The following is a 19,910-nucleotide window of genomic DNA, read 5'->3' as shown; positions in this document are numbered from 1 at the left end:
TATCAATAAATTAGTTAAGCCTTTTAGTAAAAAAATGTATTTTTAGCTTATGAAAACAAAATATGATATTGCTTATTTACGCATGGCTCAAGAATGGGGTAAATTATCTTATTGTGAAAGAAAGAAGGTGGGTGCTTTAATTGTCAAAAACCGTATGATTATTTCTGACGGATATAATGGTACTCCTACAGGTTTTGAAAATATATGCGAAGACGAAACGGGAACTACTAAATGGTATGTTTTGCATGCTGAAGCTAATGCCATCCTTAAAGTGGCTGCATCTACACAATCCTGCATAGGAGCTACTCTTTATGTTACACTTTCTCCTTGTCGCGAATGCAGCAAATTGATTCATCAGGCAGGTATCAAGCGTTTGGTATATATCAATGAGTATTCTGATACGAGTGGCATTGATTTTTTAAGGGAGGCAGGAATCGAAATTGAACAGATTAAGGAGGAAGAACTTTAAATTTTTCTTCGTTGTAGCTTTAATTGCTTTAAAATATCGTCTAGTAAAAATCCTCTTTCCTGCAGCAATATCAGATAATAATAAAAAACATCTGCGGCTTCATCTTTAAATAATTTATCGTTTTCCTTAGCTGCTTCAATTACCAACTCTACTGCTTCTTCTCCAAATTTTTGCGCAATTTTGGATTTGCCTTTCTTTAAAACAGTAGTAATATGTGTATTTTGCTTTTCTCCTTTAATGCTTTTTCCTATTTTTTTTTCTAAAATACTTAAATAGGAATAGGAATTTCTATTTTCTTCCAAGAAATCCGTTGTTGGTAAATATTTATCTGAATCTTTGTTGGTTTTAACTTTGATTAATATCACAGTCTTATCTTTGTTCCATAAAAATTCTTCTGCTGTGTATAAATCATCAAAAAAATCACCAACAAAATAAATTTTTTTTTCTGCCTGAGTTTTTTTTAGCAACGCATAGGTGCATTGACCGGATGTTAAAACCTTACCTGTTTTATTATCCTGAATGACAGCTATAAATTCTTTTCCTTTACTAGTGTTAGTATCTCTCATTCATTTTAAGAATTAACAACGCGAAGATACCATTTTACTTCTAATCTTATATGATTATATTTAAGAAAAGACTAACAATAATTCCTACCTTTGCACAAATAATTTAAAAAACTTTTATACAAAAAAGGATTTATATGAATGATTCTTTAAAGACCGCAGAAAAAATACTTGCACAAAGTGGAGAAATTAATGAAAAACAATTTTCCCTTTTAGAAATGTTTACACATGGGGGGCCTATAGGTATATTTGTAATGATCTGCCTTTTCTTGCTTTTCATGCTTTCTCTTTATATTTTCTTTGAACGTTTTCTAACCTTAAAAAAGTTTTCCAATAAAAATTCTTCCATTCTTAATGATATTAAAGATCTTATTCATCAGGGTAATATCAACGCAGCCTTAGATTTATGCAAAAGAACTCATACCCCTGAAGGAAGAATGCTTTATAAAGGATTAATGAGAATTGGTAAACCTACTCGGGATATTAGTGATGCTATAGAGAACACAGCTCAGTTGGAAATCTTTGAATTGGAAAAAAATGTAGGTGTTTTAGGTACTATTTCAGGAGCCGCTCCCATGCTAGGTTTTTTGGGTACGGTAATCGGAATGATCATTGCTTTCTTTGCTACCAGCGCACAAGATCAAGCCAGCGCTCAAATGTTAGCCGGTGGTATTTATTCTGCCATGGCAAATACTGCTGCGGGATTAATTGTTGGTTTATTGGCATATTTATTCTATAACATTTTGGTTATTCGTATTGATAGAAGTGTACATGCATTACAGCTTACCGCTATTGATTTTCTGGATATATTAAACAAACCTGTTACTCATTAATTTATGAAATTACGAAGTAGAAATAGAGTTACTCCGGAATTCAGCATGGCATCCATAACAGATGTAATATTTTTATTGCTTACATTTTTTATGCTTACTGCATCTGCAAATCAGTCTGCTTTAAATATAAAATTGCCAACTGCCAAAGGTCAGGAAATGCCCGCTGAAAGAGTTTATATAGGGGTTTCTATGGATGGAAAATATTTTTTAAATAAAAAATTAATAGCTAAAAACGAAATCGAGCCCACCTTAAAAACGATATTTAACGCCAATCCATCTCCTACTTTTGTTATTGCAGCAGATGAGGAGGCTTTACACAAAGATGTTGTTTTTTTAATGGATATTGCCAATAGAAATAAATACAAAGTTTTAATTGCGACGAATCCGCATACTCAAGAGGAAAAATAAGCTATGAGTGATAGTTATAAAATTAAGTATTATGATAATAAAAAGGAGAAGTTAATTAGCGGTATTATTACTCTAATAATTTCAGCCGCCATATTATCATTTATTTTAACTTATAAAACCGTTTTTTTAACTATGACTCCCCCTGCTTATATTGATATAAACTTTGATATGGATGATATGGGTGCTAATTTTGGTACTGATGAAGTGGGTTTAGGGGATGAAGAGCCTATTGATCAAGATGTTTTATCGGGTGAAGGTGGAGAAGTACAATCAGTAACAAATCTTGAAGATAAATCTTCCCAAGATTCAAAACAAGAAGAAGAAAATAAACCTATTTTAGCCAATCAGAACGAAACCAAAGATATTGTTCCCGAACCTGTTAAAAAAACGGTAACTAAGAAAAAGGATAAAACCAAACCTGTAACCAAAATTAACTCAAAAACTATCCCAAATAAAACTAAATCCAAAACAGTAGCAGGTGTAGGAAATAAGAGTTCTACAGGAGGTAATCCCAAAGGAAATGCCGCTCTAGGAAATTTAATAAAAGGTAAAGGAACAGGGACATTTTCCACCGGTGAAGGGACCGGAGGAAGACCGGGTCAAAACCAAGGAGTAGAAACAGGAGGCAACGGAAGCGGTGGCGAGGGTATTGGAAACGGAAGAAAATTAGTCAGCTTCATTCCGGGTACTATGGGAAGAGGCGGAAAAGTTCCCGAACATAGTTGCAATGGTTCCGGAACTATTATTTTTTCCTATACACTTGATAAAAATGGAAACGTTATTTCAGTTAGTCGAAAATCAGGGATAAATAATACTTGTTTATTGAATACAGGCATTAAATGGATTAAACAATACGTAAAAGGTAATGCAGGTACTCGATCGGTAACCGGCACGTATAAAATCAATTTTTAAAAATAGTTGAAAAAATAACCAAATAAAAAAAACTTTCTATGGTATAGAAAGTTTTTTTACTGAACAATATATTTATCCAACGCTTTTATCCAACACTACCTTCTAACGAAATTTCCAGTAATTTTTTTGCTTCTACTGCAAATTCCATAGGAAGCTTATCAAGTACTTCTCTACTAAATCCATTAACAATTAATGCTATTGCAGTTTCAGTATCAATACCTCGCTGGTTGCAATAAAAAATCTGATCTTCACCTATTTTGGAGGTTGTGGCTTCATGTTCCATTTGGGCAGATTTATTTTTTATTTCAATATAGGGAAAGGTATGAGCTCCACAATTATTACCCATCAGCAAAGAATCACATTGAGAGAAATTTCTTGCATTATCTGCTTGAGGTAAAACTTTAACTAATCCTCGATAGCTGTTTTGTGATTTACCTGCAGAAATTCCTTTTGATATGATTGTTGATCGTGTATTTTTTCCAATATGGATCATTTTTGTTCCTGTATCTGCCTGTTGAAAATTATTAGTTACTGCTATTGAATAAAATTCTCCAATTGAATTATCTCCTTTTAAAATACAGGATGGATATTTCCATGTAACAGCAGAACCCGTTTCAACTTGTGTCCAAGAAATTTTAGCATTTTTTTCGCAAAGAGCTCTTTTGGTTACGAAGTTATAAATACCTCCTTTACCTTCCTTATCTCCCGGATACCAATTTTGTACGGTTGAATATTTTATTTCTGCTCCGTCTAAAGCGATTAATTCAACCACGGCTGCATGTAATTGATTTTCGTCTCTTTGAGGTGCTGTACATCCTTCCAAATAGGAAACATAGCTTCCTTCATCGGCTATTAGAAGTGTTCTTTCAAATTGACCGGTTCCGGATTGATTAATTCTAAAATAGGTAGAAAGTTCCATCGGACATTTCACTCCTTTTGGTATATAGCAAAACGAACCATCTGAAAAAACTGCCGAATTTAAAGCAGAATAAAAATTATCGCTTTTAGGCACGACTTTTCCTAAATATTTTCTAACTAAATCCGGATGATTTTGAATGGCTTCGCTTATAGAACAAAAAATAATTCCTTTTTCAGCCAATGTTTCTGTGAAGGTTGTTTTAACTGAAACACTATCTATTACCGCATCTACTGCTACTCCTGTTAATCTTTTTTGTTCTTCTAACGGAATGCCTAGTTTGTCAAAAGTATTCAATAATTCCGGGTCTACTTCTTCTAAACTCGTTAATTCTTTTTTCTGTTTAGGTGCCGCATAATATTTTATATTATTAAAATCAGGCTCTTTAAAAGTAACATTAGCCCAATGAGGAGCTTTCATTTCTTTCCATAATTTAAAAGAGTCTAATCTCCATTCCAACATCCATTCCGGTTCATTCTTTCTTTTGGAAATTTCATGAACTATATCTTCATTTAATCCGGTAGGGAAATCTTCATATTCCAAATCCGTGGTCCAACCATACTCATAATCTTTTTGTTCAAGGTCTAACCGTAATTCTTCTTCTGTATATTTTGCTCTGCTCATTTTATCAATTGATTTGATTAGAAGACAGCTCAGCTATCTTTATTAAACTTAGATTGGTTCTATGTGCAAAAATACTGAGTTTATCAAACATTATAAATACACATTGATAGATTTTTTAAATAATGGAATTTCAATTTTTGTTTTAGTAAATATTATTAATTGAATAAAGTTTAGTGTTATCTTTCTTTCATGAATTAAAATAATTAATATATATAGTTATAAATTTATTTTAAAATTATAAATTAGCTAAATTCTATATTAAATTAGATATTACAATATAAATATTTTTAATAAATACAACTACAAAACATAAAAAACTTATAAAATATCTTCATATAATTTTTAAATCATTTTTTTTATACATTAGCTTAAAATAAATTTTTATATGAAGAAAATAGTTTTACCCTTTATTATTTTTAATTTAATTACTTTACAATCTTGTAAAAACAATCAAAAAACCTCAATTACTCAAGAAGTTACTCAGCCAAACACTCCAGCATTGAATGAAGATTTAGAAATAAAAGTCCCAGAAGATAAAGCTAGGGAAATTTTAAATCAAGATATTCCAAAGTTTTCTGATGCTATTATTCAAAATTTTTTAATTGAATATAAATCTTATATAGATCAATATATTAATGCTGCTGATGTGAAAGATTTGAACAAACTCACAGAACTTACCAAGAAAAATCAAAAATTAATTATTACTAGAAAAATTATAACTGAAGAATTGTCTTCAAACCCTAAAGAATTAAATAAATTTAATGATTATGTAAGAAAGCTTGATAGTATGGCTGCTGAAGTAATGAATAAATAAGTGTAAGTAATTAATAGTTTTATAAAAAAACCCTTCTTTAAAAAAGAAGGGTTTTTTTATATACTATTTTATTCTTTTAAACAGCAAAACTTTCTCCGCACCCACAGGTTCTTTGAGCATTGGGATTGTTAAAAACAAAACCTTTTCCATTTAAACCTCCGGAATATTCTAAGGTGGTTCCTACTAAATAAAGAAAGGATTTTTTATCAACCAATATTTTAATTCCTTTATCTTCAAAGACTTTATCTTCAGGGTTTTGATTGTGATCGAAATTCAGCTTATATGACAATCCCGAACACCCCCCGCTTGCTACTCCTACTCTTACGAAATCTTTAGTACTGTCAAAACCACTTTCTTTCATTAATTCAATGATTTTCTTTTCTGCTTCTTGCGATACCTTTATCATACTATTAAACAAATATATAGGATTACACTAATACAAAATTACAAATAATAATTCTTACTCATTTTACACTACATATAAGTTATTGTAATAATGATATCAATTAAAATTTTGATTTAACCAGAATTCCATAATTTCTAAGCATTCTTCAGGCGCTTCTAATGCTCCCATATGTCCGGTAGAAATCTCAAATATAGAAAGATGTTCTGTACCTTCTAATTTATTTATTAGTTCGGAATTTTTAATTGCAGTATCATATTTACCTAAAATGAGTAAGATGGGTTTGTCTAAATTCCTTAAAACATCCGTCCTATCTTTACGTAACCTCATGCCTTTTAAAGCTGCTGATATCCCTGTTAAAGAAGCATGTTTAGCCCAAGAAATTGCTGTTTTTATTTCTGATTGCATAAGGGGCACATTTTCAGGAGCAAATAAATTAGGAATTGATAAACGGAAAAATTCTTTAGGATTTTTAACCACTACTTCGGCAGCTTTTAATCTTTGTTCCTTTTTTATTTCATCATCCGGTAATGTGGTAGAATAAAATAATCCCAATCCAGAAACTTTATACTTATATAAATCTGCAAAGGCTAATGCTACATATCCTCCCATCGAATGACCTATAATTATAACATCATCTATTTTCAAATGCTCCAAAACATTGTTTACTTTTTTGGCCATATCTTCCATTCTGTTGACTTCATTTGTTTTTTTAGAAGATCTTCCATGGCCCGGTAAATCAATGGTTATAACTCTGTATTTCTTGGATAAATTATTTTGAAAAAACCTCCACATTCTTGAATTTTCTAAGAAACCGTGTAAAAAAACTATAACTTTACCTTTTCCTTTATCTCTGTAGTATAGCATACTGTTATAAGCAATTAATTAATACAAAAGTACAATTTTTTACAAAGCGACTTAAGAATCCTTTGTTTTCAATTTTTATATCAGTTTTTATACCATTTTTAATTTTAATTTACTATTTTTACCATTAAAATTTATCTGAGTAGGATACTGACTTACTTTTAACTGATGGTTTAAACTGATTTTTAAATAAAATATATATAATATAAAAAATATGAAAATTATTAAATTAGCATTGCTATCTTCAGTTGGCTTTTTAGCAATGTCTTGTGTAAGTAGAAAAGAATTTGAACAGGCAAAAGCTAATTATGAATCTTGTCTTGAAAGAAATGTTGAAAAAGATCGTTCGATCACTTCTTTAAAAGAGAGAAACAAATCACTGGAAGAACAAATGAATTTGATACGTAAACAAAATGATGTATTACAACAAAATTTAGCCGACTGTATGGCTACCGGAAAAGCCGGAACTGTTAATATAGACAAATTAATTAGTCAAATTAATGAATCTAATGCGTATATTAAACGTTTGACAGAAGCTCGTGCAAAAAATGATTCTTTAAATCTTGCTTTATCTAATAAATTAAAACGTTCTTTAGATAATTTAAACGACAGCGATGTAGACGTTCAAGTTCAGAAAGGAGTGGTATTCATCTCATTATCAGATAAAATGCTTTATAAATCCGGTAGTTATGATGTGCTTCCAACTGCAGAAAATGTTTTGGAAAAGGTAGCTAAAATTATCAATGATTACAAAGATTATGATGTTCAAGTTCAGGGATATACTGACAATGATCAATTTAAAAATTCTGTTGCAGGTTGTATAAGAGATAACTGGGATTTGAGTGCCATGAGAGCAACGTCAGTTGTTAAAATGTTACAAACTAAATTCGGAGTGGATCCTGCCAGATTACTTGCCGGAGGTCACGGAGAATATCAACCAAAAGTTCCTAATACAAATCCTGAAAATAAAGCAGTTAACAGAAGAACTGAAATTGTAATTCTTCCTAAACTAGATCAATTTATGCAATTAATGGATCAAAAAGTAAAATAAATACTTTTCTTTGATTTACAATATACGAGGATCCCTTTTGGGATCCTTTTCTTTTTATTAAAAACTCGGTAATATCTTTTTTTTTCGCTGAAAATTATTTTTTAATTTTGTATTCTAAACTAAAAACAGTAGATATGGAAATAGCAGGAAGAATAAAATTAATATCTGATATTCAAACATTTGATAGCGGATTCAGAAAAAGAGAAGTAGTGTTAACTACGGAAGAACAATATCCTCAGCATATATTAATAGAGCTTTTAGGAGATCGGGTAGATATCATTAATTCTTTTAATGTAGGAGATGATGTGAGAGTATCAATTAATATTAGAGGCCGTGAATGGGTTAATCCACAAGGTGAAACTAAATATTTCAACAGCATAACCGGCTGGAGAATTGAAAAATTAATGCCTGTTTCTTCCGGAATGGGACAAGATAATCCTATGGTTCCTCCTTCCGCACATATATCTCCTGCACCGTCTGCTCCAAGTATGCAAGAAGAAGAGGATGATGATTTACCGTTTTAAATAAAATACTCATATATTTTAAAATTATTCAAGCACCTCTAAAAAAGGTGCTTTTTTTATACGTATGTACTGGTTAACACAAAAATTAGAATTTCCCGATATCTCTTTGGCTGATGAAAGCGGACTTCTTGCCATAGGTGGAGATTTAACACCGGAAAGATTACTTCTGGCATACAAATCGGGGATTTTTCCTTGGTATAATCCTAAGGAAATTATACAATGGTGGTCTCCGGATCCCAGATTTGTACTCTATCCAAAAAATTTAAAAACATCTAAATCAACTAAGAAATTACTGAATAAGGAGTATTTTGAATTTACGGAAAACCAATGTTTTCCGGAAGTAATTAAACAATGTGCTTCCATTAAAAGATCTGGTCAAGCAGGAACTTGGATTACCGAAGAAATGTTCCATGCTTATTGTAACTTGCATGAAAAGGGATTGGCAAAAAGTGTTGAGGTTTGGAAAAACCATGTTTTGGTGGGAGGATTTTACGGTATAGATTTACATACCGTATTTTGTGGAGAAAGTATGTTTTCAAAAATCAGTAATGCTTCAAAATGCGGATTTTCCTATTTTACCCAGAAATATTCTAATCAATATAAAATTATTGATTGTCAAATTTATTCTTCTTATCTGGAACAACTTGGAGCCGTTGAAATCTCACGGGAAAAATTCAAAACCTACTTAGAATGCGAGGCCATTAAAAATTTGGATTTCAATTTATAAATGCCTATTTTAGCGCACTAAAAACATATTCAGACACATGTCAAAACATAAAGGAAAGCACAATTACGCAACTAAAGAAATTTTAGATTCTTTAAATACTTCTGCCTTAGATGGTGAAAAATTCTTACAAAAGTATGCAAAACCGATAGGTATTTTTTTTGCTATTGTAATTATCGCAGTTTTAGGATATGTTATTTATGATAATTATGTAGTAACTCCAAAAAATATTGAGGCTTCCGATTTACTGGTAGACGCTCAAAATTTATATGATGAAGGAAAAACAGATCAGGCATTAGGTGGAAAATCCAGCGGAGTTTCCGGTTTTATTGACATCGCTGAAGAATATGGATCTACAAAAGCAGGAAAATTTGCGCATTTATATGCCGGAATAGCCGAATTTAAAAAAGGAAACTATCAAAATGCTTTGGACCATTTTAACCAATTTGATACTTCTGACAAAGATTTAAAAGCCGTTAAATATGGCGCTATTGCTGATACTTATGCCGAACTTAATAACACAGATGAAGCACTAAATTATATGACTAAAGCTGCTAATGAAAGTTCAAATGCAGCCACTGTTTATCAATTCAGTAAAAAAGCCGGTATATTGGCTATGTCTTTAAACCAAAACGAAAAAGCCTTAGAATTTTTTCAAAATATTAAAGATAAATTTCCGGATGTAGATGCTTCAGGTGAAGTAGACGCATATATCGAAAGACTTAAATACGCAACAGGAAAACAATAATGGCAACAACAAACTTATCTATCTATAATAAAGAAAATTTACCCAATGCCGGAGCCTATCGTTTCGCTATTGTTATTTCAGATTGGAATTCTGAAGTTACTTATAACTTACACCAAGGAGCTGTTGATACTTTACTTGATTTAGGTGCTAAAGAATCTGATATTGATTCTATATTCGTACCCGGATCTGTTGAATTGGTATTCGGTGCAACCAAACTATGTAACACTAAGCTTTATGATGCAGTTATTGTAATAGGATGCGTTATACGAGGCGAAACGGCTCATTTTGATTATGTATGTAAAACTGTTACGGATGGTGTTACGTATTTAAATACACACATGGATACACCGGTGGTATTTTGCGTACTTACGGATGATCATGTACAACAGTCTTTAGATCGTAGTGGTGGAAAATTAGGAAATAAAGGGGTAGAAGCCGGAGTAGTTGCAGTACGAATGGCAGAGTTAAAGAATAAGTAATTTTATTACTATTCTCTATAGGCTTTAATTTCGTTTATTATCTCTTCAGCGCCCATTTTTTTAGCTTTTAAGGCAAGTATTCTTCCTTTTTCATATGATTCTGAAATTGGAAAACTTTCATCTAGAAGTACTTTTTTAGTTCCGTCTAAAGAAACTATTCCAGCCTTAAAATATACGTGATTATTTTTAATTTTGGCTAAAGCTCCTATGGGCGCGGTACATCCTCCTTCAATGTTATTTAAAAAATCCCTTTCAATATCAATACAGATTTGAGTGTCCTTATGATTAATTTTTCTTACCAATTCTGTTAATTCTCTGTTTTTTTCCAAAGAGGTAATGCCAACTACACCTTGTGCCGGAGCCGGAATAATAAAATCCAATACTTCATAATCCAAAGGTAAACCCAGTCTCTTTATTCCTGCAAGTGAAAAAATAGTCCCATCAAAACCTTCTGCATCTAATTTTGATAATCTGGTTTGTACATTTCCGCGTATATTTCCAAATGTTACTTCTGGATATTTTGCTTTCCAAAAGGCTCTCCTTCTTAAACTGCCTGTTCCTAAATATAAATTTTCATAAGAACTTAGTTTGTCTATTTTATTCGGATTTCTAACTAATACATCTGCTTCATAATCCCTTTCTAGAACCGCTGATAAATGTATTCCTTCCGGTAATAAGGTGGGTACATCCTTGAGACTGTGCACAGCAACATCTATCTTATCATTTAAAAGTGCAATATCCAGATCTCTTGTGAAAACACCTATAATATCCATTTGATACAAAGGTTGTGTGAGATTTTTATCTCCATGTGAGGTAATGGGTACAATTACAGCTTGAAAACCTAATTCCTTAATTTTCTTTTGCACTTTTAACGCTTGCCACATTGCTAATGGGCTGTTTCGTGTTCCAATACGAATAGGGCTCATAAATATTTTATACTTTATATTCTTGCAGTTGAAACATTTCCGTAAATAAATTTATGGTGTCATCTGCTTTTTCTGGGTTAGTAATAAGATAGTTAGCTAGTCTGTTGGTAATTTTTTGTACTAAACGATTTGATAATTCTGTTTCTTCTTCAGAAACTACCATCTGATCTTTTTTTAGTGTTTTCAATTGATGTTCTTTAATTCTCTCTAAATCTGATTTGAAAGCGTGAATGATCGGCGCATATTTTCTATTTTCAGACCAAATTATAAATTCATTTATCATTTCGTCTATAATCCCTTCAGCTATAGGAATTTCTTTATTTCTTAGTTCCAGTGTTTCGTTGATTTTTTGGGACAAATCATCAACATTTATTAAAGTTATATGATTGTATTCTTTTACAGATAAACAAACATTGGAAGGGATGGATAAATCAATTAAAGTTATGGGTTGATTAGAGTGTAAATCTTTTTTTGTAATTATGGGTTTCGATGCCCTGGTTGCTACAATAACAATATCTGAATTAATAACCTGTTCTTGCATTTGCTCATAGTTTGCCACCTTTAGATTGAATGTTTGGGCTACTTCTTGCGCTTTAAAAAAGGTTCTGTTAAGTACTGTTATGTTAGGATTATTGATATGTTTTATTAAATTTTCACAAGTATTTTTACCAATTTTTCCTGTACCAATCAAGGTAATTTTTTTCTCTGATAGTTGAGTGAAATGAGTTAAAATATAATGCACTGCTGCATAAGACATAGAAGTAGCTCCTGTACTTATTGAAGTTGTATATTTAATTTTTTTTGAGGTTTGAATGCCTGTGTTTAGTAATTTTTCTAAAAAAGCATTAGTGCAATTATGTTTTTTAAATCTTTTAAACCATGTTTTTATTTGAGATATGACTTCAAAATCACCTATAATTTGACTTTCTAAACCGGCTGAAACTCTTAAAAAATGTTTAATGGCTTCTTCTCTTCTATAAACGGTTATATACTTTCTAAATTCAGCAGAATCTACTTTTATTTGCTTGCAAAATATATCAATTACATAATCCGGGTTTTCTGTTTGAAAATATAATTCTGTACGGTTACATGTGGATAGTATGAAAATATGAGTATCCGACAGGGAGTTAATTTTGTTGGAAAACTCTTCCACAAATTCAGGAAAAAAACTAAACTTTCCTCTAATTTCTGTATCTGCCTTTACAAAGCTCAAACTTATTGCATAAAAGTTTTTAATATTATTAGGCTGAAGCTTTTTCATATATTTTGTTGAAGCAAATTTATGAGTCCATGTATGGAGAAAATACCTATATTTATAAAAAAATACCTCTAAAAGTAAATTTTTACAATTTTAGAACTAATCTAAATAGTTAATTAACATGATAAATATCATGATTTTGTGGTTGTAAATTGATAGATAAAGAATTTGGTAATGGATTTAATAAATACCTTTAAAAGTAGAATTAGAGAAAACAAAATTGGATCGGATATTTATATGGCTCAGATAGATAATTATACTATTCTGACTGATACTATTTCCAAACCAGTTGGCAAACGGTTTGTGCAATTTTATCTTTGTACTAAAGGAAGAGCCTCTTTTCATTTTAAAAATGAATCTTTACGTGTTATGAATGAAGGGAATTCCTTACTTCTTTTTCATCCTGAAATAGATATTCCTATTAATATCAGTTTATCGAAAAAATCAAAGCTGGTCATTTTCGTAATAGCTATTCAAAAACTGGAAGATATTTTTTCCAAACATAAAGATAAACTTCCTTTACTCATTCAAAACAATTACACTAAATTTTATCATGAAAAGCCTTTAAGCATCCAAGAAAAGTTAATTATTTCACAACTTGAAGATTTTACCTTAGATCAAGAATTTGAAAATCATTATTTGACATTGAAATTACATGAATTCTTACTTTATTATTTTTCTTCAAATTCCTCTACTTCTTCATACCATTTACCTATAAAAGATGAAAAATTCATTCGTAAGATTTATGAAATTAAAGAGGTCTTAATGGAAAATATAGCTTCTCCACCTACTTTAAAAGAACTTTCTGAAACTACTAATTTAAGTGAGTATAAAATTAAAGAAGGTTTTAAAAAAATATACGGAAAATCTATTTCTCATTTTATACTGGATACAAAATTAGAAATCGGTAAAGAAAAATTAAACTTGAAAGTTAAACAGGTGCAGGAAATCGCTTATGATTTAGGATATGAAAATCCCAGTCATTTTATAGAGGCTTTTAAGAAAAAATATGGAATTACGCCCAAGCAATGGATGATGAAATAATAATATTTTCATAATTGATACATCCGTTTATTTTAAATTTTTTTTGTCTTTATTGGGATATAAATATCTTCTTCCGAATCGGGATCATTATTTTTATACTTTTTTCCTAATACCTCAAAATGAGGTCGGGTATTATCAACATTATACTCTGAATGAGGAAGCCACTTTGTGAATATATATCTAAAAATAGTATCGTCTTCACTAAAACCTTTATAATGAAAAATTGCATATAGCCCTCCTGAAAGAATTAAACTTTCCATATCTTTTGGAATATTCTCAATCTGTGATACTTCAACAACAGCCCATTTTTTGAATTTAATTGTAGGATTAAAATCAAATGAAACGGGATATAGTTGCATGGAAATTAATTCATCAGTATGAATATTTTTTATTTCTTTTTTTCTTAGGATAAAATCTTTCCATAATTCATTGGTTAAATTATTAGACAAAGACATATACTTACAAATGCCTATTAATTTTTTTTCTGCTATTTCTTTAATATTCGGTATAACATCCATATAGTAAAGATAAAATATTTTAATATAAGTACGAAAATTTAATTCTATCATAACTAATTTAATCCAAATACATAATAAATTACAATATACTTATAAGACTTATTTTTATTTGCATTTTCAAAACAAATAGAAATTTTATTTCTCTATAACATCAACCTAATTTAAAATTTAGTATTTTTAGATTATAATTTATATGCTTTAATGAAACAAAAGGAAAAAGTAGAGTACATAATAACGGAGTTAAACAAGCTCTATCCAAACCCTATTGCTCCGTTAGTCTATCAAGATGTATTTACTTTATTAATTTCCGTATTACTTTCTGCTCAAACAACGGATAAGAAGGTTAATGAAGTTACACCTGCTCTCTACAAAGTTGCTCCCAATGCTTTTAAAATGGCTGAATTGCCTGAGTGGGAAATCAAAGAATATATAAAAGAAATAGGCTTATCGAACACTAAATCCAAAAATATCCATAAACTTTCTACTATTTTGGTAGAAAAATATAACGGTGAAGTTCCGGAAAGTTTTGAGGAATTAGAAGCCTTACCCGGCGTGGGTCATAAAACGGCTTCCGTTGTCATGAGCCAAGGTTTTGGACACCCGGCATTTCCTGTTGATACACACATTCACAGACTTATGAAATTATGGAAATTAACCAACGGAAAAAATGTTGAACAAACAGAAAAAGATGCTAAACGATTATTTCCTAAAGAATTATGGAATATCTTACACATTCAAATTATTTTTTACGGTCGGGAATACTCACCGGCTAGAGGCTGGAATCTAGAAAAAGATTATATAACCAAATATTTATTAGAAAATTAGTTAATTAAAATTATGAAAAATATTGTTCTTGTAGCAGGGGCTTTTTATGGGTTAATTTCCATTATTTTAGGAGCATTCGGTGCTCATGCTTTTAAAAAAATGCTTTCAGCTGAAAAATTAGTAAGCTTTGAAACAGGTGTTAAATATCAAATGTATCATGCATTGGCTCTTTTAATTATTGGATTTTCTCTATCGTTTAGCTCGGGTTTGGAAAAATGGGCCGGATGGGGAATGATTATAGGTACATTTCTATTTTCTTTCAGTATTTATCTATTAGCTTTTTCTGATTATTGGAATATCAATTTACGTTTTTTAGGCCCTGTAACTCCTATTGGTGGAACATTTATGATCATAGGGTGGGCTTGTTTATTATTTTATTTTATTAAAAGTAATTAAATGCTCTTTTAAGAACGTTCTAACTTTTACTATTACAAATTCATACGACAACATTAAGTAAAATTTAGACGAATCATTTTTTAATTCATTTTGATAAAAGTCTTCGTATAGCCTGGGAGAAAAGTCGTGTAAATGAACACTTTGGTGTAAGTTAGTATTTTCATAACAGGCAATATCTTTTCTACTGATATAAGGAGGATAAATGGTGAAAGTAGGTTTTTGCAGAGCTTTTGCCGTAATTACAAATCTACTGCTATTTCCAATAAATAAAGTGCAATTTTGCATAAAAGCGGCATACTCACGTATCGTTTTTCCTACCGGCTGAACAAATACTTTGGTATTGGAATTTAGTAAAGATAGCAGCTCGTTTACTTGTTTATATTGCGAAGGCAAATAGGTAAATAATAAATCGGCTCTATAATTTGCCCATATAAAATCTATAAGTTTTGCCATATTACCCATCGTCCAAGTATTATGTATGTTTGAACCCAAAACACCCAACATAATTACCGGACGTTTAAAATGTATGCCCGCATTTATCATTTTTTCTTTAGCGTCCTCAATTTCATCTTCAGCTAGATATATTTTAGCTAATGGATCGATAGGTATAGAGTTATCTTTTAGAAATTCTTGTAAGATTACTAAACGATCTTCCAATAAGGTACACGTTTGAGTAATTGGTTCTTCTACTTTAGAGACGGTTTTATCATAAAATTTATCCAATAAAGGATTGGAAAAACTGTATTTTTTCTTTGCTTTTGAAAATAAGGTTAGCAAGATACTGTTAAAATTCTGCGACATATCAATAAGTATGTCGTATTTTTCACTTCTTACTAACTGGATATATTTATATACGAAAAGTACGGAACGTATATGCTCCGTATCTATAGCTATTATACGGTCAATATTAGGATTTCTCTGTATAACTCCAATATATTTTTTATAACAAAGAAAATCTATCTTAATATCCGGATAGATTTTCTTTAGATTATTAGGAATTACACTGGAGAGTAATACTTCTCCAACATTGTTATATTGTATTAATAGCGCTTTCACTATATGATTAATATCTAAACAGATACGTTATGCTCTCTAAGAGCATCATTTAACGATGTTTTCTTGTCTGTACTTTCTTTTCTAGTTCCTATAATTAAGGCACAATTTACGTTATATTCTCCTGCAGGGAATTTTTTAGTTATAGACCCGGGAATTACTACTGAACGTGGAGGCACATATCCTCTATATTCTTTAGGTTCGCTTCCTGAAACATCAATTATTTTAGTAGAAGAAGTTAAGGTAACGTTTGCTCCTAAAACCGCTTCATCATCAACATGTACACCCTCTACAACAATACAACGTGAACCAATAAAGCAATTATTTCCAATAATAACCGGTGCCGCTTGTAAAGGTTCTAAAACACCGCCAATACCAACACCTCCGCTTAAATGTACATTTTTACCAATTTGTGCACAACTTCCTACGGTTGCCCAAGTATCTACCATAGTACCTTCATCTACATAAGCACCTATATTAACATAAGAAGGCATTAAGATCGCACCGCTGGAAATATATGCTCCTTTTCTTGCAACTGCATGAGGTACTACACGAACTCCTTTTTCTGCATATCCTGTTTTTAAAGGAATTTTATCATGATACTCAAAAATACCTACTTCATAGGTTTCCATTTTTTGTATAGGGAAATATAATACTACCGCTTTTTTAACCCACTCATTTACTTGCCATTTTCCATCTTCTAACGGCTGTGCTACTCTTAGTTTTCCTGAATCTAACAATTCTATTACTTCTCGAATTGCTTTTTGATATTCTTTATCCGATAATAATGCACGGTCATTCCAAACTTTTTCAATAGTTTGTTGTAAATCTTTCATATTTTTTGTTTATACAACAAATTTAACAATTTTTATAATTGTTTTTTACGTTTATTTACATGTATACACACATATTTTAGAAATATACTAAAAGTAAAATTTATTATTAGATAAATTTTTATTCATTTTTAATAAAATAAACAGTAATGTATAAATATAATTAGCCGGTAAATATTAAAAATTTATAATGGATATTGATTTTAAGTTTGGGAAAATTGGGCTTCGTAAAGTTTTCTATAGTACCCTTTTCGTTGTAACAAAGAATTATGGTTTCCCATTTCAACTATTTTTCCATGATCTAATACGATAATTTTGTCCGCATTCTGTATGGTAGCTAAACGATGAGCAATAATAATGGAAGTTCGATTTTTAGTAATCTTATCGGTAGCTTTTTGTATTAATTCCTCTGATTTAGTGTCTATAGAAGAAGTTGCTTCATCTAACACCAGAATAGAAGGGTTATATAAATAAGCCCGTAAAAAGGAAATCAATTGTCGTTGACCTAAAGAGATGGAAGCTCCCCGTTCACTTACTTCATAGCCGTAACCATTGGGAAGGCTCATTATAAAATCATCTATTTGAATTTCTTTTGCAGCTTTCCGTACTTCTTCTAAGGTTATATCTTTATTTCCAAAAGTGATATTTTCTAAAATGGTATCATTAAACAAAAATACATCTTGTAATACTACAGCGATGTGCGACCGTAAATTGTATAATTCATACGATTTTATATCCGTTCCGTCTATATATATATGCCCTCCCGAAATTTCATAAAAACGGCTTAATAAATTTATAATAGTTGATTTTCCTGCTCCGGTAGCTCCAACAATTGCTACTTTTTCTCCACTGGAAACCGTAAATGATAGATCTTTAAGAACACTTTCTCCTTTTACGTATGAAAATGACACATGGTCAAAAATGATATCTCCTTTAATGTTGTCTTTTTTTACAGTTCCTTTATTTGATATTTCATGATTGGAATCCAATACGGTAAAAACTCGTTCCGCTCCAACAATACCTCTTTGAATGGTATTAAAACGATCTGCTATTTGCCTCATGGGCCTCACCAGCATGTTCACATAGGAAGTAGTAAAAGCTATAACTACACCCGGTGATATATTGTGTGCCGTTAATGCATTATAACCTGCATACCATATCATGACACCAATGGCAATACCGGTAATAATATCGACAGCAGGAAAAAAAAGTGAAAAATAGAAAACTGTTTTAAGATAGGCTTTTTCTAATTTTTGATTAATTTGAAAAAACTTTTTATATTCTTTTTTCTGTTGATTAAATACTTGAACGATGGTCATTCCTGACAGCCTCTCTTGAACAAAGCTGTTTTGATTAGCTGTTTGATTTCTTTCTTCTGAAAAAGCTTTTTTTATGGCTTTTTGAAATATTCGGGTTATAATAGTCATTATCGGGAAGATGAACAATGCTATGGTTGCTAATTCCCAATTAATCCAATACATAGTTACTACCACAAAAATTATACGAAGAATATCTCCTAAAACCATTAAAATTCCATCGGTATAAATAGTTGAAATAGTTTCGATATCGGATACAGAACGAGTGACTAACACTCCTAAAGGCGTTTTATCGAAAAAAGAAGATTTAAAATAAATGAGCTTTTTGTATAATTTTATACGTACGCTACGAATCACATTTTGAGCAACAAAGTTAGAAGCATAAACTAAAAAAAATTGTAAAACAACTTCAGTCAACATTAATAAAAAAATAAGCAAAAGGGAATGATATAAATTTGAAAAATTTTTATTTTTAATAATATCAACATCTATTGCATGACTTATTACAACCGGACGGAAAGAGGAAACATATGCTAACGCCAATGCTATAAAAATTGTAGAATAAAACCATACAGGATATTTACTTCCCAATTCCATTAATCGAGAAAGTGCTTGACCTGCTTTTACGTTTTTTTCTTTTTTATGTTTCATAATATATGTCCTGAGGATAGTTAACTTTCACTAAAGTAAGACCTTTAGCAGGTGCTGAAGTGGAAGCAAATTTACGGTCTTTTTTTTCAATTATGTTTCTAAATTCCTTTTCATCAATTTTTCCTCTGCCAACATCCATGAGAGTTCCTGCAATTGCTCTAACCATATTTCTCAAAAATCTATTGGCAGCAATGGTAAAGACTAATTCATCTTCATATTGTTGCCATTCTGCTTGGTAAATATAGCAATCATTCGTTTTATTATCCGAATGTAGTTTTGAAAAACTGGTAAAATCTTTATATTCAAATAATACTTTTGCAGCTTTGTTCATTTTATCTACATCAAACTGATAGAAAAGAAATTGAGCATGGAATTGCTGTTTAAAAGGATTTTTCAGGGTAGAAATTCTATACTTATAAATTCTTTCCGTTGCATCAAAACGTGCATGTGCGGAGTCTTTAACTCGGAATATTGCTTTTATGGAAATATCCGAAGGCAATAAAGAATTTAATTTTCTAACCAATTGATCCGGCAATTCTTCTTCCCAATCAAAATGAGCATACATTTCAGCTGCATGAACTCCCGTATCGGTTCTTCCTGCACCAATTGTTTTTATCTCTTTTCTAAGTAATCGACTTAATGCCGATTCTAATTTTTCTTGTACTGATATATGTTTTGGCTGTCTCTGATACCCATAATACTGAGTACCATCGTATGAAAATTGAATGAAATAACGCAATTTTATTGTAAATTTACTA

Annotated in this window: 24 protein-coding genes; 13 read left to right on the top strand and 11 right to left on the bottom strand. The window is 30.8% G+C overall.

Going from position 1 to position 19,910, the window contains the following annotated elements:
- The first annotated feature begins 49 nt into the window (after positions 1-49).
- Positions 50-469 carry a dCMP deaminase family protein gene (locus GFV01_RS07925; RefSeq protein ID WP_105296502.1) on the top strand — a complete coding sequence of 140 codons (420 nt, stop codon included), beginning with the start codon at positions 50-52 and terminating at the stop codon, positions 467-469.
- On the opposite strand, the gene hisE is transcribed toward GFV01_RS07925, so the two are convergent.
- Positions 466-1,035 (bottom strand): phosphoribosyl-ATP diphosphatase, encoded by a 570-nt coding sequence (gene hisE, locus GFV01_RS07920; RefSeq protein WP_160566227.1) that lies wholly within the window; start codon positions 1,033-1,035, stop codon positions 466-468. The genes GFV01_RS07925 and hisE overlap by 4 nt on opposite strands.
- Before the next feature lie 134 nt (positions 1,036-1,169).
- On the opposite strand from hisE, the gene GFV01_RS07915 reads away from it, so the two are divergent.
- Genes GFV01_RS07915 through GFV01_RS07905 form a run of 3 tightly spaced genes read left to right on the top strand, consistent with a single transcriptional unit; the run spans position 1,170 to position 3,185 of the window.
- Positions 1,170-1,865 (top strand): MotA/TolQ/ExbB proton channel family protein, encoded by a 696-nt coding sequence (locus tag GFV01_RS07915; RefSeq protein WP_160542919.1) that lies wholly within the window; start codon positions 1,170-1,172, stop codon positions 1,863-1,865.
- A 3-nt stretch (positions 1,866-1,868) separates the two neighbouring features.
- The gene (locus GFV01_RS07910; RefSeq protein WP_160566225.1) at positions 1,869-2,273 is read left to right on the top strand and encodes a biopolymer transporter ExbD; all 405 of its coding nucleotides are present in this window, start codon (positions 1,869-1,871) and stop codon (positions 2,271-2,273) included.
- Between the two features lie 3 nt (positions 2,274-2,276).
- Positions 2,277-3,185 carry a ferric siderophore ABC transporter substrate-binding protein gene (locus tag GFV01_RS07905; protein ID WP_160566222.1) on the top strand — a complete coding sequence of 303 codons (909 nt, stop codon included), beginning with the start codon at positions 2,277-2,279 and terminating at the stop codon, positions 3,183-3,185.
- Positions 3,186-3,270: 85 nt separating this feature from the next.
- Here the strand turns inward: GFV01_RS07905 and sufB are convergent, their stop codons facing one another.
- Positions 3,271-4,725, bottom strand: a complete 1,455-nt coding sequence (gene sufB, locus GFV01_RS07900) for a Fe-S cluster assembly protein SufB (protein WP_160566219.1) — start codon at positions 4,723-4,725, stop codon at positions 3,271-3,273.
- Positions 4,726-5,110: 385 nt separating this feature from the next.
- Between sufB and GFV01_RS07895 the strand changes: the two genes are divergently transcribed.
- A complete protein-coding gene (locus tag GFV01_RS07895; protein ID WP_160557746.1) occupies positions 5,111-5,539 on the top strand; it encodes a hypothetical protein in 429 nt (142 codons plus the stop codon).
- A 76-nt stretch (positions 5,540-5,615) separates the two neighbouring features.
- Here the strand turns inward: GFV01_RS07895 and GFV01_RS07890 are convergent, their stop codons facing one another.
- Positions 5,616-5,945, bottom strand: a complete 330-nt coding sequence (locus GFV01_RS07890) for an iron-sulfur cluster assembly accessory protein (RefSeq protein WP_105296495.1) — start codon at positions 5,943-5,945, stop codon at positions 5,616-5,618.
- Between the two features lie 96 nt (positions 5,946-6,041).
- Positions 6,042-6,809 carry an alpha/beta fold hydrolase gene (locus GFV01_RS07885; RefSeq protein WP_160557747.1) on the bottom strand — a complete coding sequence of 256 codons (768 nt, stop codon included), beginning with the start codon at positions 6,807-6,809 and terminating at the stop codon, positions 6,042-6,044.
- 211 nt (positions 6,810-7,020) lie between these two features.
- On the opposite strand from GFV01_RS07885, the gene GFV01_RS07880 reads away from it, so the two are divergent.
- From GFV01_RS07880 to ribH, 5 genes are all read left to right on the top strand, one after another.
- Positions 7,021-7,857: a flagellar motor protein MotB gene (locus tag GFV01_RS07880; RefSeq protein ID WP_160566216.1), complete on the top strand. Its 837-nt coding sequence runs from the start codon at positions 7,021-7,023 to the stop codon at positions 7,855-7,857.
- Positions 7,858-7,991: 134 nt separating this feature from the next.
- Positions 7,992-8,381, top strand: coding sequence for a DUF3127 domain-containing protein (locus GFV01_RS07875; protein WP_105296492.1), 390 nt, complete (start codon positions 7,992-7,994; stop codon positions 8,379-8,381).
- Between the two features lie 64 nt (positions 8,382-8,445).
- A complete protein-coding gene (aat, locus tag GFV01_RS07870; protein WP_160566213.1) occupies positions 8,446-9,108 on the top strand; it encodes a leucyl/phenylalanyl-tRNA--protein transferase in 663 nt (220 codons plus the stop codon).
- Positions 9,109-9,145: 37 nt separating this feature from the next.
- Positions 9,146-9,853, top strand: a complete 708-nt coding sequence (locus tag GFV01_RS07865; protein WP_105296490.1) for a tetratricopeptide repeat protein — start codon at positions 9,146-9,148, stop codon at positions 9,851-9,853.
- Complete coding sequence (gene ribH, locus GFV01_RS07860) at positions 9,853-10,332, top strand: 6,7-dimethyl-8-ribityllumazine synthase (RefSeq protein WP_160566210.1); 480 nt, start codon at positions 9,853-9,855, stop codon at positions 10,330-10,332. The genes GFV01_RS07865 and ribH overlap by 1 nt, the downstream gene beginning before the upstream one ends.
- A gap of 8 nt (positions 10,333-10,340) precedes the next feature.
- Here ribH and hemC read toward each other — a convergent pair whose 3' ends face one another.
- Entirely contained in the window at positions 10,341-11,258 is a 918-nt protein-coding gene (gene hemC / locus GFV01_RS07855; RefSeq protein ID WP_160566208.1) for a hydroxymethylbilane synthase, read from the bottom strand.
- Positions 11,259-11,265: 7 nt separating this feature from the next.
- Complete coding sequence (gene hemA / locus GFV01_RS07850) at positions 11,266-12,519, bottom strand: glutamyl-tRNA reductase (RefSeq protein ID WP_160566205.1); 1,254 nt, start codon at positions 12,517-12,519, stop codon at positions 11,266-11,268.
- Positions 12,520-12,690: 171 nt separating this feature from the next.
- On the opposite strand from hemA, the gene GFV01_RS07845 reads away from it, so the two are divergent.
- Positions 12,691-13,560 (top strand): AraC family transcriptional regulator, encoded by an 870-nt coding sequence (locus GFV01_RS07845; protein ID WP_160566202.1) that lies wholly within the window; start codon positions 12,691-12,693, stop codon positions 13,558-13,560.
- A gap of 32 nt (positions 13,561-13,592) precedes the next feature.
- On the opposite strand, the gene GFV01_RS07840 is transcribed toward GFV01_RS07845, so the two are convergent.
- Complete coding sequence (locus tag GFV01_RS07840) at positions 13,593-14,078, bottom strand: GyrI-like domain-containing protein (protein WP_160566199.1); 486 nt, start codon at positions 14,076-14,078, stop codon at positions 13,593-13,595.
- Between the two features lie 201 nt (positions 14,079-14,279).
- On the opposite strand from GFV01_RS07840, the gene nth reads away from it, so the two are divergent.
- Positions 14,280-14,903 carry an endonuclease III gene (gene nth, locus GFV01_RS07835; protein ID WP_160566196.1) on the top strand — a complete coding sequence of 208 codons (624 nt, stop codon included), beginning with the start codon at positions 14,280-14,282 and terminating at the stop codon, positions 14,901-14,903.
- 12 nt (positions 14,904-14,915) lie between these two features.
- On the top strand, positions 14,916-15,299 hold the full coding sequence (locus tag GFV01_RS07830; protein WP_160542932.1) for a DUF423 domain-containing protein: 384 nt from the start codon (positions 14,916-14,918) through the stop codon (positions 15,297-15,299).
- On the opposite strand, the gene GFV01_RS07825 is transcribed toward GFV01_RS07830, so the two are convergent.
- From GFV01_RS07825 to truA, 4 genes are all read right to left on the bottom strand, one after another.
- Positions 15,273-16,355 carry a glycosyltransferase family 9 protein gene (locus GFV01_RS07825; protein ID WP_160566193.1) on the bottom strand — a complete coding sequence of 361 codons (1,083 nt, stop codon included), beginning with the start codon at positions 16,353-16,355 and terminating at the stop codon, positions 15,273-15,275. The genes GFV01_RS07830 and GFV01_RS07825 overlap by 27 nt on opposite strands.
- A 14-nt stretch (positions 16,356-16,369) precedes the next feature.
- Positions 16,370-17,188 (bottom strand): 2,3,4,5-tetrahydropyridine-2,6-dicarboxylate N-succinyltransferase, encoded by an 819-nt coding sequence (locus tag GFV01_RS07820; RefSeq protein WP_160542934.1) that lies wholly within the window; start codon positions 17,186-17,188, stop codon positions 16,370-16,372.
- 200 nt (positions 17,189-17,388) lie between these two features.
- Positions 17,389-19,152, bottom strand: coding sequence for an ABC transporter ATP-binding protein (locus GFV01_RS07815; RefSeq protein ID WP_185150340.1), 1,764 nt, complete (start codon positions 19,150-19,152; stop codon positions 17,389-17,391).
- Positions 19,142-19,891: a tRNA pseudouridine(38-40) synthase TruA gene (truA, locus tag GFV01_RS07810; RefSeq protein WP_160566191.1), complete on the bottom strand. Its 750-nt coding sequence runs from the start codon at positions 19,889-19,891 to the stop codon at positions 19,142-19,144. Before truA ends, GFV01_RS07815 begins: the two co-directional genes overlap by 11 nt.
- Positions 19,892-19,910 lie beyond the last annotated feature (19 nt).

The sequence above is a fragment of the Apibacter sp. B2912 genome (genome assembly GCF_009827835.1).
In the GTDB taxonomy this organism is placed as follows: domain Bacteria; phylum Bacteroidota; class Bacteroidia; order Flavobacteriales; family Weeksellaceae; genus Apibacter.
This window is presented reverse-complemented; position numbering and strand designations above follow the sequence as displayed.